Raw genomic sequence first — 14,152 nt, 5'->3', positions numbered from 1 at the left:
GGTTTAGATGCTTATTTTTGTTAATAAATCTTCAAATTTCTTTTGGGTTTCTTCCATCGTAAGTTCTGATTTTCCTCCAGCTGCATTACGATGTCCACCGCCGTTAAAGTGTTCTCTTGCAAATTGATTAACATCAAAATCACCTTGTGAACGAAACGAAATTTTAATAATTTTTTCTTCTTTATTTTCTATAAAGATAGCTGCAAAATGTATTCCTTGTATGCTTAGACCATAATTTACAATTCCCTCAGTGTCTCCTTTTACATAATTAAAGGAGTTCAGCTCCTCTTGAGTAAGTGTTGTATAAGCAGTCTTAAATTCTGGATATATAATCATGTTTTGAAGCGCTCTACCTAATATTTGGAGTCTTCCATAAGAACTATTGTCAAATAGTAAACTCGGGATTTCTGTATTTTGTACGCCTAAATCAATTAGTTCCGCAACAATTCTATGTGTTGTTCCAGTGGTTTTAGGAAATTTAAACGAACCAGAATCAGTAAGTATTCCCGTATAGATACAAGTACCTATTGTGAAATCGATGTCATCCTTTTTACCTAATGCGGTAATAAAATTATAAAGCATTTCACAAGTTGATCCAAATGATGTATCTGAGTAGGTAACAGCGGCGTAGTCATCTGGATTTTGATGATGATCAATCATGATAAATGGAGATTGAAGCTGTGCTAACACATTTTCCATTTCTCCAGTTCTGTGCAAAGCATTAAAATCTAATGTAAAAATTAGTTCAGCTTCTTGTAAAAGTGCTGTGCAGTTTTCTCTATCCTTCTCGTAAATTTTAATTTTGTCAGCTCCCGGCATCCAAGCTAGAAAATCAGGAAACTCATTAGGAGAAATTACAGTAGGGTAGTGGTGGTTTTTTAGTAAAAAATGATAAAGTCCTAATGTAGAACCCATCGCATCACCATCTGGACCTCGGTGCGGGATTATTGCAATTTTTTTAGGCGTTGATAACAACTCTTGTACGGCTTGAATGTCTTGTATTTTCATAGAATGCGAAATTACATTTTTTTAATCTAATGTTGAAATCATTTCTACAAATTACCAAATTATACACCTCTTAGTAACTGTATTTTTTTCAAGCAAAATGCATATAACGTATATTTTAGTCCTGTTTTTAATTGAGATGTGTAAATCCCCGTAGAACCTGAACAAAAATAGGCCATACTACAGGCAATACATAATAATAAACCAGCCTCAATCCCAAAAAGTTCTATCCCCATTAAGGTACAAGCTATAGGTGTATCTGTAGCGCCAGATAATAAGGCAACAAATCCCATCCCTGCAAGCAAGCTTATGGGTAAGGGTATAAAAAGGGATAATGTGCTACCTAATGTGGCACCTATAAAAAATAACGGAGTTACTTCTCCGCCCTTAAAACCACTTCCTAATGTTATTCCGGTTATAATTATTTTTAATAAAAAATCTTTTGGCAAACTAGGTGTTGTAAAGGATTCTGCAATTACGGGTAGTCCTAGTCCTGTATAGCGTGTCATATCAAAACAGTAAAAAAGGATAACAAGAAACGTGCCTCCCACAAGTGGTCTCAAAGGAGCAAATGGAAAAGTAACGCTAAACAATCGATTCCAGTAATGAGCACTTTTTGAATAAAGCATTGCGGTCAAGCCAAAAAGAAGTCCGGCAACTAAAACCCATAAAACTGTTTTAAATGTGATATTTGGGATTTCAAAAATATAGTAAGTGCCATGTTCTATTTCCCAAAGGTCTACCGTGTAATCCGCTATAAAGGCTACTAAAAATACAGATAAGATGCTTTTTAGTGTTATTCTTTTAAAACAAACAATTTCTAATGCAAAAAAAGCGCCTGCTAGAGGTGTCCCAAAAACCGATGCAAATCCCGCACTAATTCCTAGAAGTATTAATATTTGAGATTCCGTATTTGAGATTTTTTTTATTTTATTGAATTGATATGCTATTGCTCCTCCCATTTGAACTGCAGTACCTTCTCTACCTGCAGATCCTCCCAAAAGATGAGTCATTAATGTGCCCAAAAAAACTAAAAATCCCATTCGTAAAGGAACTCTTGTTTCAGGATTTTCATAAGCAATCAATAGTAGGTTGTTTCCTTTGTTGCTTTCGTTGCCTAGGTAGTGGTATAATAATCCTATAACGAGTCCGCCCAAAGGAAGCAACCAAAACAATTTTTTATAAAGCGTGAATAGTTGTGTAACCCAATCAAGACTAAACAAAAGCAGGGCAGAGGCAGATCCCGAGAATATCCCAATAAGGGTACAAATGAGGGACCACAATATTAGGGATACTATTTTTTGTTGATATTTAGAAAAATCCATTCATTTAAAAGTTACAGCCTACAAAAGTATCATTTAAAGCTATATTTTTATTTTTTGTTACCAATATGTTTAATTTTTAATTAGGTACTTTTCAAATCATTGAAAAGTCTAACATAAACAGCATCTCTTAATTCATTTTATCTGCATCTTTGTCTTCATGTCTAAAATTAGATATTTAGGAGCGAACCAAAAAATGATCTTTTGTCAAATTTCATTCAATAGTTAAAAGTTCCACCCTGTTAATATACTATTTCAACTCATTTGTAGTTATAAATGAAAGTTAAAAAATGGCTTGATTTTTGAAAGTGAATGTTAGGTTTTATATTTTTAAAACTTGTTAAAACCTATAAAATGAATGTACCGCAAATTATGAAAAGGATTTTATACACAATGATACTACTTGGTTCATTTTACAGTGGTTTTGCTCAATCTGAATTCAATTCAAAGTTCAAAGCAATTCCTCCTAAAAATAATGCGCCAAAGATAAACAAAACAATTCCACCTAAAATTGATATTCCCCCAATCAATTCACCTACGCCAAATGTTAAACCACCCGTAACAAATCCAAATCTTACAAGTATTCCCGAAACGAAGCCAGTAAAACCTATTTCGATGATACCATCTAGTGAGTTTATAAATCCAGGTGATGTTTACAGAGATAAATTGAACAAGAAAGAAGATAATTCAGAAGGAGTTGTATACCGAAGAAACCAAAATTTGGGAAATTACACTACGGGATCTGTTTCTGCAAAAGTTATGTATCGGGATGCTGCTTATGTAGATGGTGATTTAATACGAGTAATGTTAAATGATAAAGTAATTCAAAACCAAGTTTATTTAGACAGTAATTTTAAAGGTTTTGAAATTGTTTTAGAAAAAGGGTTTAATAAAATTGACTTTGTAGCTTTAAATCAAGGAAGTTCAGGGCCAAACACAGCAGAATTTAAAGTTTATGATGATAAAGGAGCATTGATATCAGCAAGTCAATGGAATTTAGGGACTGGTTTTAAAGCTACAATAATCCTCATTAAAGAATAAAAGTATCACAAGACACAAAAAAACCTCAATCGATTGATTGAGGTTTTTTTTATAAGTAAGTAATCTAAATTGAGTTTATAAAACGTTTATTTTACTTTATTAAGTACTGCTTTGAAAGCTTCTGGGTGGTTCATAGCTAAATCTGCAAGAACTTTACGGTTCAATTCGATTCCGTTAGCTTTAACTTTACCCATGAATTGTGAATAAGACATTCCTTCTAATCTAGCTCCAGCGTTGATACGTTGAATCCATAAAGAACGGAAATTTCTTTTGTTCACTTTTCTATCACGGTAAGCGTAGCACATTGCTTTCTCTACCGCATTCTTAGCAACTGTCCAAACGTTTTTACGTCTACCAAAGAAACCTTTGGCTTGCTTCATTATTTTTTTTCTTCTTGCTCTTTTAGCAACTGAATTTACCGATCTTGGCATAATTTTTATTGTTTTTTTGTAGCAGGCGTCCTGAATTGAATCAAAGGAACTTAAAAGCCATACTCCAAGGTTATTTTAAATTGTTTTAACCTAAAGACTATTCGTCAAAAGTTTTTAAAGTCGATGATCGAAAGTCTTTAAGACTTTTGACTTTGCAACTTTAAGACTTAATTAAATAATTCTTAATTGTTGTTTGATGCTTTTCATATCTGTTTTGTGAACTAGCGCTGAGTGAGTCAAAGCTAATTTACGTTTTTTAGACTTTTTAGTCAAGATGTGACTTTTAAAAGCATGCTTTCTTTTAATCTTTCCAGAACCAGTAACTTTAAAACGTTTCTTGGCGCTAGATTTGGTTTTCATTTTAGGCATTTTTTCCTAGTGTTTTAATTTATTCTTACTTACTTATTTTATTTAGTCGTAAAGTTTTTAAAGTCTTAAAGTCGAAAGCTGAATACTTTTGACTTTAATACTTTTGACTTTAATACTTATTTTTTCTTCTTAGGAGCAATAAACATGATCATTCTTTTTCCTTCAAGAACAGGCATAGCCTCTACTTTTCCAAATTCTTCAAGATCTGTTGCTAATCTCAATAATAAAATCTGACCTTGATCTTTATAAATGATAGAACGCCCTTTAAAGAATACAAATGCTTTTAGCTTTGCGCCTTCTTTTAAGAATTTTTCTGCGTTTTTTCTTTTAAATTCATAATCATGCTCATCAGTTTGAGGACCAAAACGAATTTCTTTCACAACAACTTGTGTAGATTTCGCTTTTAAAACCTTATCACGTTTCTTTTGTTCGTAAACAAATTTCTTGTAATCCATGATTTTACAAACCGGTGGTTCAGCGTTTGGAGAAATTTCAACTAAATCCAATTCAAACTGATCTGCTAACCTTAGGGCTTCTGCAAGTTTAAAAACACCTGGTTCAATGTTTTCACCTACAAGCCTTACTTCTTGTACACCACGAATAAGGTTGTTTATTCTGTGGGCATCTTTTTTTTCTACGCGAGGTTGGTAACCTCTGTTGCTTCTTATTGCTATGACTTTATAATTTAAGTTAAACTGTAAATACTTTCAATGTTTTGCTAATTTCTTCGTTTACAATAGCTGCAAATTCTTCTATTGTAACTGTGATATTACCTTTTCCTTCTTGGCCGTGACGGCGTATAGAAATGGTCCCGTTTTTCTCTTCTTCCTCACCTACAATCAACATAAACGGTGTTTTTTGCATTTCGGCATCTCTAATTTTCTTACCGATGGTCTCGTTTCTATTATCAATGAGGGCGCGAATTTCGTGATTTTCTAGCAAATCTAAAACTTTTTTCGCATATATTTCATATTTCTCGCTCAAAGACAATATTATAGCTTGTTCTGGCATTAGCCAAAGCGGGAAATTTCCTGCAGTATGTTCTAATAATATCGCAATAAAACGCTCCATAGAACCAAAAGGTGCTCTGTGAATCATTACCGGACGGTGCAATTCATTATCAGAACCTTTGTAAGTCAAATCAAAACGCTCTGGTAGGTTGTAGTCTACTTGAATGGTTCCTAATTGCCATTGTCTTCCAAGGGCATCCTTAACCATGAAATCTAACTTTGGACCGTAAAATGCAGCTTCGCCATATTCTACTACAGTATTTAAACCTTTATCTGCAGCGGCATTGATGATTGCGTTTTCTGCTTTTTCCCAATTTTCATCGGTACCTATATATTTATCTCTATTTTCCTTATCTCTTAACGAAATTTGGGCTGTAAAGTTTTCAAATCCTAATGAACCAAATACATAAAGTACTAAGTCAATTACTTTTTTGAACTCCTCGTCTAATTGTTCTGGAGTACAAAAAATGTGAGCATCATCTTGTGTAAATCCTCGCACGCGAGTTAAACCATGTAATTCTCCACTTTGTTCGTAACGATATACAGTTCCAAATTCAGCATAACGTTTTGGTAAATCTTTGTATGACCATGGACGAACATTGTATATTTCGCAGTGATGAGGACAGTTCATCGGTTTCAATAAAAACTCTTCGCCTTCAGCTGGTGTGTTAATCGGTTGGAAACTATCAGCTCCATATTTTGCATAATGACCAGAAGTTACATACAGTTCTTTTTGACCAATATGTGGAGTTACAACTTGCTCGTAACCTGCTTTTTTCTGGGCTTTTTTCAAAAATTGCTCTAATCTGTCTCTTAAGGCAGCTCCTTTAGGCAACCATAATGGTAAACCTTGACCTACTTTTTGAGAAAAGGCAAATAACTCAAGTTCTTTTCCTAGTTTTCTGTGGTCACGACGTTTTGCTTCTTCTAGTAATTCTAAGTATTCAGTTAATTCTTTTTGCTTTGGGAACGATGTTCCATAAACGCGCGTTAACTGTTTGTTTTTCTCATCACCTCTCCAATAAGCACCAGCAACGCTCATTACTTTCATTGCTTTGATGATACCAGTATTTGGTATATGACCACCACGACACAAATCAGTAAAGGTATCGTGATCACAAAACGTAATCGTTCCGTCTTCAAGATTAGTGATCAACTCGGTTTTGTAAACGTTGTCTTTGTATAATTCTAAAGCATCTGCCTTAGAAACGGGACGTAATTTAAATTCGTGCTTTCCTTTTGAAATTTCAAGAACACGGTCTTCAATTTTTTTGAAATCAGCATCTGTGATTTTATGATCTTCAAAATCTACATCGTAATAAAAACCATTTGAGATTGCGGGTCCTAGCGTTAATTTAATTCCAGGATACATTTCCTCAAGAACTTGTGCCATTACGTGTGAAGTAGAATGCCAGAATGCTTTTTTACCATCAGCGTCATTCCAAGTAAATAATGTAAGGCTACCATCCGTGGTTAGTGGGGTTGTTGTTTCAATTGTACTACCATTAAAAGAGGCTGAAATTACATTTCTAGCAAATCCTTCACTGATGCTTTTTGCAACATCCATTGGAGTTACTCCTGGAGCAAACTCTCTAACTGACCCATCGGGTAAAGTAATCTTAATCATTGTTTGTTATTTTAAGAATGCAAATATAGTCCATTACAAAAATACAAACAATAGTTGTGTATGTATTGTTTTATAAATAATTGTTTAGTTGAAGTTGAAGCAAGTGAAATTTGCTTGGATTATTTCTAATTTATTTTAAAGGTGATAATTTTAGATACTAATTTGATTTTTTTACAAGTCAATTTTTTTTAATTCGCTGTAATTTTTGCTTAATCTGGATAAGAAAGTGCCATAAACTAACTTGTAAAAGCACCAAATAAGACCCATAAAAAATAAACCAAAAACCAGTGTTGCAATAATACTTGAAGGGTCTAAAATGTCAACTTTTGTATTTGATCCATCTTTATAGCCTTCGTTAAAAGCTTGTAAACCAATATAAGTGCCTGTTAATCCACCAAAAATGATATTCCAAAAAATGTAGTACGTAACTACTTTTCTTGTTTTTAATATCTTTTTAATTAAATCTTTGGCCGAATTTAAGGTTGAAATAGATTTGTAATTTTTGTAAAACAGGATTATAAAACCAAAAATCACAACGTAATTAATGAGTTCTAGGGTTTTTATTATGGGGTGAGCAATTACAAAAGCATCATATTCTTTGCTACTGATGAAAATAGATATCCCATTTAAAATTAAAAATTCTAAAATGCTAACAATTAGTATCCACTTCACTAATGAAGATGATTTTTTGTGAATCATCACATAAATGTCGTTTGTAGAGACTTGTTCAAAAGTATTTCCTTCTTTTTGCCAGTCCTTTTTGAGTAAATCCAGTTCTTTCATGCTTCTAATGGATTTAATATTTTTTTTAATTTCCCTTTTATTCTATTCATTTTTACTCTTGCGTTAACTTCGCTAATTCCCAATGTTTCGGATATTTCTTGGTAGTCTTTGTCTTCAAGATACATGAAGATTAATGCTTTTTCAATATCATTCAATTGATAAACCGCTTTGTACATTAATTTTAATTGTTCTTCCTCTTCATAGTCATATTCTACATCATTAAGAAAATGTTGCCTGCCTTCAAACTCTACAGTACTGATAGAACGTTTTGTTTTACGATATAGGGTGATGGCTGTATTTAAGGCTACGCGATAAGCCCAAGTAGAAAATTTGCTCTCTCCTCTAAACTTAGGGAAAGCTTTCCATAATTGAATCGTAATTTCTTGAAACAAATCTTTGTGTGCATCATCACCATTGGTATACAATCTACAAATCTTGTGGATTATATTTTGGTTTTCTTGCAAAAGTTGCACAAAAGTCTGTTCTAGGTTTTCACTCATAATTACGTTAGTGGAGAGTTAATGGTTTTTGTTACACAAAATTTGTTTTTTGTTGTCAAATTTTATTTAAGCAATATTGATAAATATTATTCAAGTTTCTATTATTTGTTTTTCTCTGTACATTTGTCACATGTTACTATCGGTTATTATTCTTAATTACAATGTTCGGTACTTTCTAGAGCTTTGTTTAATCAGTGTTCAAAAAGCAATTGAAGGTATTGACGCAGAGATAATTGTGGTTGATAATAATTCTGTCGATGATAGTTGTGCAATGGTGTTGCAACGATTTCCAACGGTGAAGTTAATTCAAAACAAATCGAATGTAGGTTTTCCAAAAGGGAATAATGTAGGTGTCGACCATGCTTCAGGAGAGTATGTCTGTATTCTAAATCCAGACACGGTTGTGGCTGAAGATACTTTTTTAAAAATTCTAGAATTTGCTAATCAAAAAGATCATTTAGGGATTGTAGGTTGTAAGCTTATTGATGGTGCTGGTGGTTTTCTTCCGGAGAGTAAGCGCGGTGTTCCAACTCCATTTGTGGCTTTTACAAAGATTGCGGGTCTGTATAAACTTTTCCCTAAATCTAAAATCTTAGGCAAGTACTATGCAAACCATTTACAGGAAGAGCAAACTGGGAAAGTGGATGTTTTAGTGGGTGCTTTTATGCTTTTAAAACGAAAGTTGTATTTAGAATTAGGAGGATTTGACGAAGCTTGTTTCATGTATTCTGATGATATTGATTTGTCTTACATGGCACTAAAAGCGGGATATAACAATTATTACTTTGGTGCAACTACTATCATTCATTACAAAGGAGAAAGTACTTATAAAGATGGCTTGTACATGAGGCGATTTTCAGAGGCGATGCATTTTTTTTATAACAAGCATTTTAGTAATACAAAATCTATTTTTCGAATAAAAGAGTGGTTGTTTGCTATTTTTATGAAAATTGGTGTCTCTGTTTTTACCGCATACAAGACTTTACAAGGTAATTCCTTGTTTCAGAAAACAAAAGAAACAATTTCTCCTAAATATATTTTGTTTTCCAATGATCAAAGTTTACTTCAAAAAATGGAAAGCTCGTTACAAAAAAAAGTAAAATTTCATGATTTAAAAACAGAAAAAATGCTACTTTCGTCAATAGTGAAAGAGGAAACTAATGTTGAAATCATTCTTGACAATGAATTTATATCTTTTAAGGACTGTATCTCCATTCAGGAATCTTCAAAGAAAGAGGGGTTTAACCAACGAATAACTTTTAAAATTAAGCCAAAAGCTACCGATTTTTTAATAGGAAGTAATAATAGTACATCACGTGGCGAAGTGGTTAAAATGACGTAAAAAATTATATTTAATGTAATTTATATTTGAAATATTTAGTAATTTCGCAAACTGAAAATCAATATCACCTTTTAGGTTAATAATATGGCAAGATATGAATTAAAACTTCCAAAAATGGGAGAAAGCGTTGCAGAAGCAACTATTACCAACTGGTTAAAAGAAGTTGGGGACAAGATTGAAGCTGATGAAGCGGTACTAGAGATTGCTACTGATAAAGTAGATAGTGAGGTGCCAAGTGAGGTTTCGGGAGTTCTTGTAGAGCAACTTTTTGGAAAAGATGATTTGGTACAAGTAGGTCAAACCATTGCCATCATTGAAACAGAAGGTACTGATGGTGTAAGTACTGAAGCGGCAGTTGTTACACCTGTGGCGGCTACTTCAATTGAAAAAGAAGTTGAGACTGTAAAAAATACCATTGCTGCGCCAGTAGATTTTTCTAATTCAGAAAAATTCTTATCGCCGCTTGTTAAAAATATTGCAAAAGAAGAAGGTGTTTCACTTACAGAACTTGAATCTATTGCTGGTACAGGGAAAGAGGGTAGAGTTACTAAAAATGATATCCTTGAGTATGTGAAAAGTAGAGGCAACCAGTCAGTAGTTGCTGCACCGGCTCCAGTTGTAGAAAAAGTTATTCCTGCTGCTGCGCCTGTAGCTCAAAAAGCGGTACCAGTTTCTGTAAACGGTGGTGATGAAGTTATTGAAATGGATCGTATGCGAAAGTTGATTTCGGGTTATATGGTAGCTTCAGTTCAAACATCAGCGCATGTACAATCTTTTATAGAGGTTGATGTTACGAATATTGTAAAATGGAGAGAGAAAAATAAAAACGTATTTGAAAAACGCGAGGGTGAAAAGCTTACTTATACTCCTATATTTATGGAGGCTGTAGCCAAAGCTTTAAAAGATTTTCCAGGTATGAATATTTCTGTTGATGGCGATTACATCATCAAGAAAAAGAATATAAACTTAGGAATGGCTGCTGCCTTACCAAACGGTAACTTGATTGTTCCGGTCATTAAAAATGCTGATCAGTTAAATTTAGTAGGAATGGCAAAAGCGGTAAACGATTTAGGGAACCGTGCAAAAATGGGTAAATTAAAACCAGATGATACTCAAGGTGGTACCTATACAGTTACGAATGTAGGGACTTTTGGAAGTGTTTTTGGTACACCAATTATAAACCAGCCACAAGTAGGTATTCTTGCCCTTGGAGCTATTCGTAAAGTACCTGCTGTTATTGAAACCCCTGAAGGAGACTTTATAGGAATTCGTCAAAAAATGTTCTTATCACACAGCTATGATCATAGAGTAGTTGATGGTGCATTAGGAGGTAGTTTTGTAAAACGTGTAGCTGAATATTTAGAGGCTTTTGATGCTGATAGAGCTGTTTAAATTACTTAAATCATAATTGAAACCCCTGATTGATATAAAAGTCTATCAGGGGTTTTATTTTTTATTCTGCTTTTATTAGTCATTGTTTAGCTTTGGAATTAACTCCAAATTTTTATATTTGCCACATTCAAAAACAAAAAATGGAACTAAAACTCAATAAGCCAATTTGCTTTTTCGATCTTGAAACTACTGGAATTGATATTGGAAAAGACCGAATTGTAGAAATTTCAATATTCAAAGTTTTTCCCAACGGGAACAAGGAAAGCAAAACGTGGTTGGTAAATCCTACTATTCCTATTCCGGCACAAACTACAGCGGTTCACGGAATTACTGATGAAAAAGTAGCTAATGAGCCAACTTTTAAAGAACTGGCAACGCAGGTGTATAATATGATAAAAGACAGTGATTTAGCTGGATTTAATTCGGATCGTTTTGATATTCCTTTATTAGCCGAAGAATTACTTCGTGCAGGAGTAGATTTTGACATGAAAAATAGAGTTTCAGTTGATGTTCAAACTGTTTTTCATAAAATGGAAGAGCGTACTCTAAGTGCTGCATTGAAGTTTTATTGTGGTAAAAATCTTGAAAATGCCCATTCAGCTGAAGCAGATACCATGGCTACCTATGAGATTTTAAAAGCGCAATTAGACCGTTATCCAGAATTGGAAAATGATATGAAATCGTTATCTGAATTTACAACTCGCAAGAAAATTGCTGATTTTGCAGGAATGATAGCATTTGACAAGGATAATGAAGAGATTTTTACCTTTGGAAAACATAAAGGTGTCAAAGTAGAAAAGGTGTTAGAAGCAGAGCCAGGCTATTTTAGTTGGATTCAAAATGCTGACTTTCCTTTGTATACCAAGAAAGTTTTAACGGCGATTAAACTTCGAAAACTGAATAATAAATTAAGCTAATTTTTGAATCTTTCAATCATTAAATTTTTTAATTAAGAAATGAAAATAATCTGTATCGGTAGAAATTATACCAATCATATCGCAGAGTTGCATAATGAAAAGCCATCTGAGCCTGTTGTTTTTTTAAAACCAGACTCGGCTATTTTATTAAAACAACATCCTTTTGTTATTCCTGAATTTTCAAATGATGTGCATCATGAAATCGAGTTGATTGTTAAAATTAGTAAGGTTGGTAAATACATTGAACCTAAGTTTGCTCATAAATACTATGATGAAATAAGTGTAGGAATTGATTTTACAGCACGTGATTTGCAAGAGAAATTAAAGTCAAAAGGATTGCCATGGGAAAAAGCAAAGGCGTTTGATGGTTCAGCTGTTTTAGGGGATTTTTTACCTAAAAGTCAATTTTCTTCATTAGAAAATATTACATTTGAACTTCTTAAAAATGGAAATTCAGTTCAAAAAGGAGATTCAAGCTTGATGCTTTGGAAGATTGATGAATTGGTGTCTTACGTTTCGCAGTTTTTTACGCTTAAAATTGGCGACGTAATTTTTACAGGAACTCCAGAAGGAGTAGCGGCTGTAAATCAAGATGACGTTTTAGAGGGATTTTTAGAAGGACAACAACTATTTAGAATACAAGTAAAATAATGGCTATACATTACAACCTATCAAAAGTGTACGCACTTTCAGATAATGACCCAGAATTTGTCAATGAAATATTGACTTTGTTTGTTACAGAGGTTCCTGAGGATTTACTACAAATTAAAGAAGGAATAAAGAAGAAAGATCACAAGCATGCTTATGCATATGCACACAAGATAAAGCCAACTCTGGATTTAATGGGGATGAATGTTGCTTTTGAAGAAATTTTACAAATTGAAGCTTGGACAAAAGCCGAAGGAAAAAAGAAGGATATAAAAGAGACTTTTAAAAGTGTTAAAAACCAAGTCAATGATGCGGTGAAAGAAATTAAAAAAGATTTTGATGTATAAAATATTATTATAAAAAAAGTGACCTTTTCGGGTCACTTTTTTTATAAACAATATCTGTAAAGTTGTATTTTTATTTTGGAACAATAAGATGATAAATAGTTATTGGTTCTTAAAATCCAATACGATAATTAAATAATAAAAATTTACTAATGAAAGCAACTATAGTTACAATAGGTGACGAAATATTAATTGGTCAAATTACAGACACTAATTCGGGATTTATAGCTAAGGCTCTAGATAGAATTGGAATCGAAACAATAGAAATGTTATCTATAAGTGATGATAAAAACCATATTTTACAAACCTTGTCAAGATTGCAAAATACTGTTGATTTTGTGGTGCTTACGGGAGGGTTAGGGCCTACAAAAGATGATATTACAAAGAAAACGTTTTGTGATTACTTTGAAGATGAATTGATAGTCAATCAAGATGTTGAAAAGCATGTTGTAGCGCTTATTGAACGGGTTATGAATAGGCCGGCATCTCAAATAAATAAAGATCAGGCTTTAGTCCCGTCAAAATGTATAGTGTTGCATAATGAAGTAGGTACGGCTCCCGGCATGTGGATTAGAAAAGAAAATACAGTTTACATTTCGCTTCCAGGAGTTCCTTATGAAATGAAATATTTGGTTGAAAATCAGCTGATTCCTAAGATTGTGCAAGAATATAAACGTCCTTACATTATCCACAAAACTATTTTGACATATGGACAAGGTGAAAGTGTAGTGGCTGAGCGTATTGAAGCATGGGAAAATGGATTGCCTGCTTTTATAAAATTAGCCTACTTGCCAGCGCCGGGAAGAGTCCGTTTACGATTGACGGCACGTGGAACTGATAAAGAAATTCTTGAAGCTGCTATTCAAGAAAATGTAAATTCAGTAACTGAGATTATCAAGGATATTATTGTAGGTTTTGATGATGATGAAACGCTGGAAGTAGTTCTGGGATCACTACTTACAAAGCACAATAAAACAATTGCAACAGCCGAAAGTTGCACTGGTGGTAAAATTGCACAGGTGTTAACTGCTGTTGCTGGAGCGTCAAAATATTTTAAAGGTGGTGTGGTTACTTATGATACACAAGCAAAAATAGATCTACTTGGAGTTTCTAAGCACGACATAGAAGCTCATTCGGTGGTGAGTAAAGAAGTAGTCTCTGTTATGGCTTCAAGTGTAAAAGCCATAATGAAAACAGATTATGCAATTGCTACAACTGGAAACGCTGGACCTCTAAAAGGAGATTCGAATGCCGAAATTGGAGCTGTTTTTATAGCAATTGCTACGCCAAGTGAAATAATTGTTGAGGAATTTAATTTTGGCCAACCCCGTGAAAAAGTGATAGATAGGGCTGTAATAAAAAGTTTAGAGCTAGTGTATAAAGAAATTTTGAAAATTGTGTAAAATTATTGTTGGTTAATA

Annotated in this window: 15 protein-coding genes; 7 read left to right on the top strand and 8 right to left on the bottom strand. The window is 33.4% G+C overall.

Annotation, left to right across the window (positions count from 1 at the left end; all coding sequences use genetic code 11):
* Positions 1-3: 3 nt before the first annotated feature.
* Positions 4-1,008: a bifunctional oligoribonuclease/PAP phosphatase NrnA gene (locus FJV36_RS12285; protein WP_158728122.1), complete on the bottom strand. Its 1,005-nt coding sequence runs from the start codon at positions 1,006-1,008 to the stop codon at positions 4-6.
* A 59-nt stretch (positions 1,009-1,067) separates the two neighbouring features.
* Complete coding sequence (locus tag FJV36_RS12280) at positions 1,068-2,330, bottom strand: chloride channel protein (protein ID WP_158728121.1); 1,263 nt, start codon at positions 2,328-2,330, stop codon at positions 1,068-1,070.
* Between the two features lie 351 nt (positions 2,331-2,681).
* On the opposite strand from FJV36_RS12280, the gene FJV36_RS12275 reads away from it, so the two are divergent.
* On the top strand, positions 2,682-3,368 hold the full coding sequence (locus FJV36_RS12275) for a hypothetical protein (RefSeq protein WP_233264534.1): 687 nt from the start codon (positions 2,682-2,684) through the stop codon (positions 3,366-3,368).
* A gap of 86 nt (positions 3,369-3,454) precedes the next feature.
* Here FJV36_RS12275 and rplT read toward each other — a convergent pair whose 3' ends face one another.
* From rplT to FJV36_RS12245, 6 genes are all read right to left on the bottom strand, one after another.
* The gene (gene rplT, locus FJV36_RS12270) at positions 3,455-3,799 is read right to left on the bottom strand and encodes a 50S ribosomal protein L20 (RefSeq protein WP_086453231.1); all 345 of its coding nucleotides are present in this window, start codon (positions 3,797-3,799) and stop codon (positions 3,455-3,457) included.
* 171 nt (positions 3,800-3,970) lie between these two features.
* The gene (gene rpmI, locus FJV36_RS12265) at positions 3,971-4,168 is read right to left on the bottom strand and encodes a 50S ribosomal protein L35 (RefSeq protein WP_022827375.1); all 198 of its coding nucleotides are present in this window, start codon (positions 4,166-4,168) and stop codon (positions 3,971-3,973) included.
* A gap of 116 nt (positions 4,169-4,284) precedes the next feature.
* Positions 4,285-4,842 (bottom strand): translation initiation factor IF-3, encoded by a 558-nt coding sequence (gene infC / locus FJV36_RS12260; protein ID WP_370514380.1) that lies wholly within the window; start codon positions 4,840-4,842, stop codon positions 4,285-4,287.
* A 16-nt stretch (positions 4,843-4,858) separates the two neighbouring features.
* Positions 4,859-6,805 carry a threonine--tRNA ligase gene (thrS, locus tag FJV36_RS12255; RefSeq protein WP_158728120.1) on the bottom strand — a complete coding sequence of 649 codons (1,947 nt, stop codon included), beginning with the start codon at positions 6,803-6,805 and terminating at the stop codon, positions 4,859-4,861.
* A 171-nt stretch (positions 6,806-6,976) separates the two neighbouring features.
* A complete protein-coding gene (locus FJV36_RS12250) occupies positions 6,977-7,588 on the bottom strand; it encodes a hypothetical protein (protein WP_158728119.1) in 612 nt (203 codons plus the stop codon).
* On the bottom strand, positions 7,585-8,088 hold the full coding sequence (locus tag FJV36_RS12245) for an RNA polymerase sigma factor (RefSeq protein ID WP_158728118.1): 504 nt from the start codon (positions 8,086-8,088) through the stop codon (positions 7,585-7,587). The genes FJV36_RS12250 and FJV36_RS12245 overlap by 4 nt, the downstream gene beginning before the upstream one ends.
* Before the next feature lie 130 nt (positions 8,089-8,218).
* On the opposite strand from FJV36_RS12245, the gene FJV36_RS12240 reads away from it, so the two are divergent.
* The 6 genes from FJV36_RS12240 (at position 8,219) to FJV36_RS12215 (ending at position 14,134) form a co-directional block, all read left to right on the top strand.
* Positions 8,219-9,430, top strand: a complete 1,212-nt coding sequence (locus FJV36_RS12240; RefSeq protein ID WP_158728117.1) for a glycosyltransferase family 2 protein — start codon at positions 8,219-8,221, stop codon at positions 9,428-9,430.
* 84 nt (positions 9,431-9,514) lie between these two features.
* Positions 9,515-10,822, top strand: coding sequence for a dihydrolipoamide acetyltransferase family protein (locus FJV36_RS12235; protein ID WP_158728116.1), 1,308 nt, complete (start codon positions 9,515-9,517; stop codon positions 10,820-10,822).
* A 140-nt stretch (positions 10,823-10,962) separates the two neighbouring features.
* On the top strand, positions 10,963-11,739 hold the full coding sequence (locus FJV36_RS12230; protein ID WP_158728115.1) for a 3'-5' exonuclease: 777 nt from the start codon (positions 10,963-10,965) through the stop codon (positions 11,737-11,739).
* 39 nt (positions 11,740-11,778) lie between these two features.
* Positions 11,779-12,390 (top strand): fumarylacetoacetate hydrolase family protein, encoded by a 612-nt coding sequence (locus FJV36_RS12225; protein WP_158728114.1) that lies wholly within the window; start codon positions 11,779-11,781, stop codon positions 12,388-12,390.
* Positions 12,390-12,734: an Hpt domain-containing protein gene (locus FJV36_RS12220; protein ID WP_144892818.1), complete on the top strand. Its 345-nt coding sequence runs from the start codon at positions 12,390-12,392 to the stop codon at positions 12,732-12,734. Before FJV36_RS12225 ends, FJV36_RS12220 begins: the two co-directional genes overlap by 1 nt.
* Before the next feature lie 149 nt (positions 12,735-12,883).
* Positions 12,884-14,134 (top strand): CinA family nicotinamide mononucleotide deamidase-related protein, encoded by a 1,251-nt coding sequence (locus FJV36_RS12215; protein ID WP_158728113.1) that lies wholly within the window; start codon positions 12,884-12,886, stop codon positions 14,132-14,134.
* The last annotated feature ends 18 nt before the right edge of the window (positions 14,135-14,152 follow it).

It is taken from the genome of Flavobacterium sp. I-STPP5a, assembly GCF_009764685.1.
Taxonomy (GTDB): domain Bacteria; phylum Bacteroidota; class Bacteroidia; order Flavobacteriales; family Flavobacteriaceae; genus Flavobacterium.
This window is presented reverse-complemented; position numbering and strand designations above follow the sequence as displayed.

Bases quoted from the DNA above. Each gene is read 5' to 3' on its own strand.
- thrS (WP_158728120.1), bottom strand. From the start codon at position 6,805: ATGATTAAGATTACTTTACCCGATGGGTCAGTTAGAGAGTTTGCTCCA.
- FJV36_RS12230 (WP_158728115.1), top strand. From the start codon at position 10,963: ATGGAACTAAAACTCAATAAGCCAATTTGCTTTTTCGATCTTGAAACT.
- FJV36_RS12250 (WP_158728119.1), bottom strand. From the start codon at position 7,588: ATGAAAGAACTGGATTTACTCAAAAAGGACTGGCAAAAAGAAGGAAAT.
- rplT (WP_086453231.1), bottom strand. From the start codon at position 3,799: ATGCCAAGATCGGTAAATTCAGTTGCTAAAAGAGCAAGAAGAAAAAAA.
- FJV36_RS12220 (WP_144892818.1), top strand. From the start codon at position 12,390: ATGGCTATACATTACAACCTATCAAAAGTGTACGCACTTTCAGATAAT.
- FJV36_RS12285 (WP_158728122.1), bottom strand. From the start codon at position 1,008: ATGAAAATACAAGACATTCAAGCCGTACAAGAGTTGTTATCAACGCCT.
- FJV36_RS12275 (WP_233264534.1), top strand. From the start codon at position 2,682: ATGAATGTACCGCAAATTATGAAAAGGATTTTATACACAATGATACTA.
- FJV36_RS12225 (WP_158728114.1), top strand. From the start codon at position 11,779: ATGAAAATAATCTGTATCGGTAGAAATTATACCAATCATATCGCAGAG.
- FJV36_RS12280 (WP_158728121.1), bottom strand. From the start codon at position 2,330: ATGGATTTTTCTAAATATCAACAAAAAATAGTATCCCTAATATTGTGG.
- FJV36_RS12235 (WP_158728116.1), top strand. From the start codon at position 9,515: ATGGCAAGATATGAATTAAAACTTCCAAAAATGGGAGAAAGCGTTGCA.
- FJV36_RS12245 (WP_158728118.1), bottom strand. From the start codon at position 8,088: ATGAGTGAAAACCTAGAACAGACTTTTGTGCAACTTTTGCAAGAAAAC.
- rpmI (WP_022827375.1), bottom strand. From the start codon at position 4,168: ATGCCTAAAATGAAAACCAAATCTAGCGCCAAGAAACGTTTTAAAGTT.
- FJV36_RS12240 (WP_158728117.1), top strand. From the start codon at position 8,219: ATGTTACTATCGGTTATTATTCTTAATTACAATGTTCGGTACTTTCTA.
- FJV36_RS12215 (WP_158728113.1), top strand. From the start codon at position 12,884: ATGAAAGCAACTATAGTTACAATAGGTGACGAAATATTAATTGGTCAA.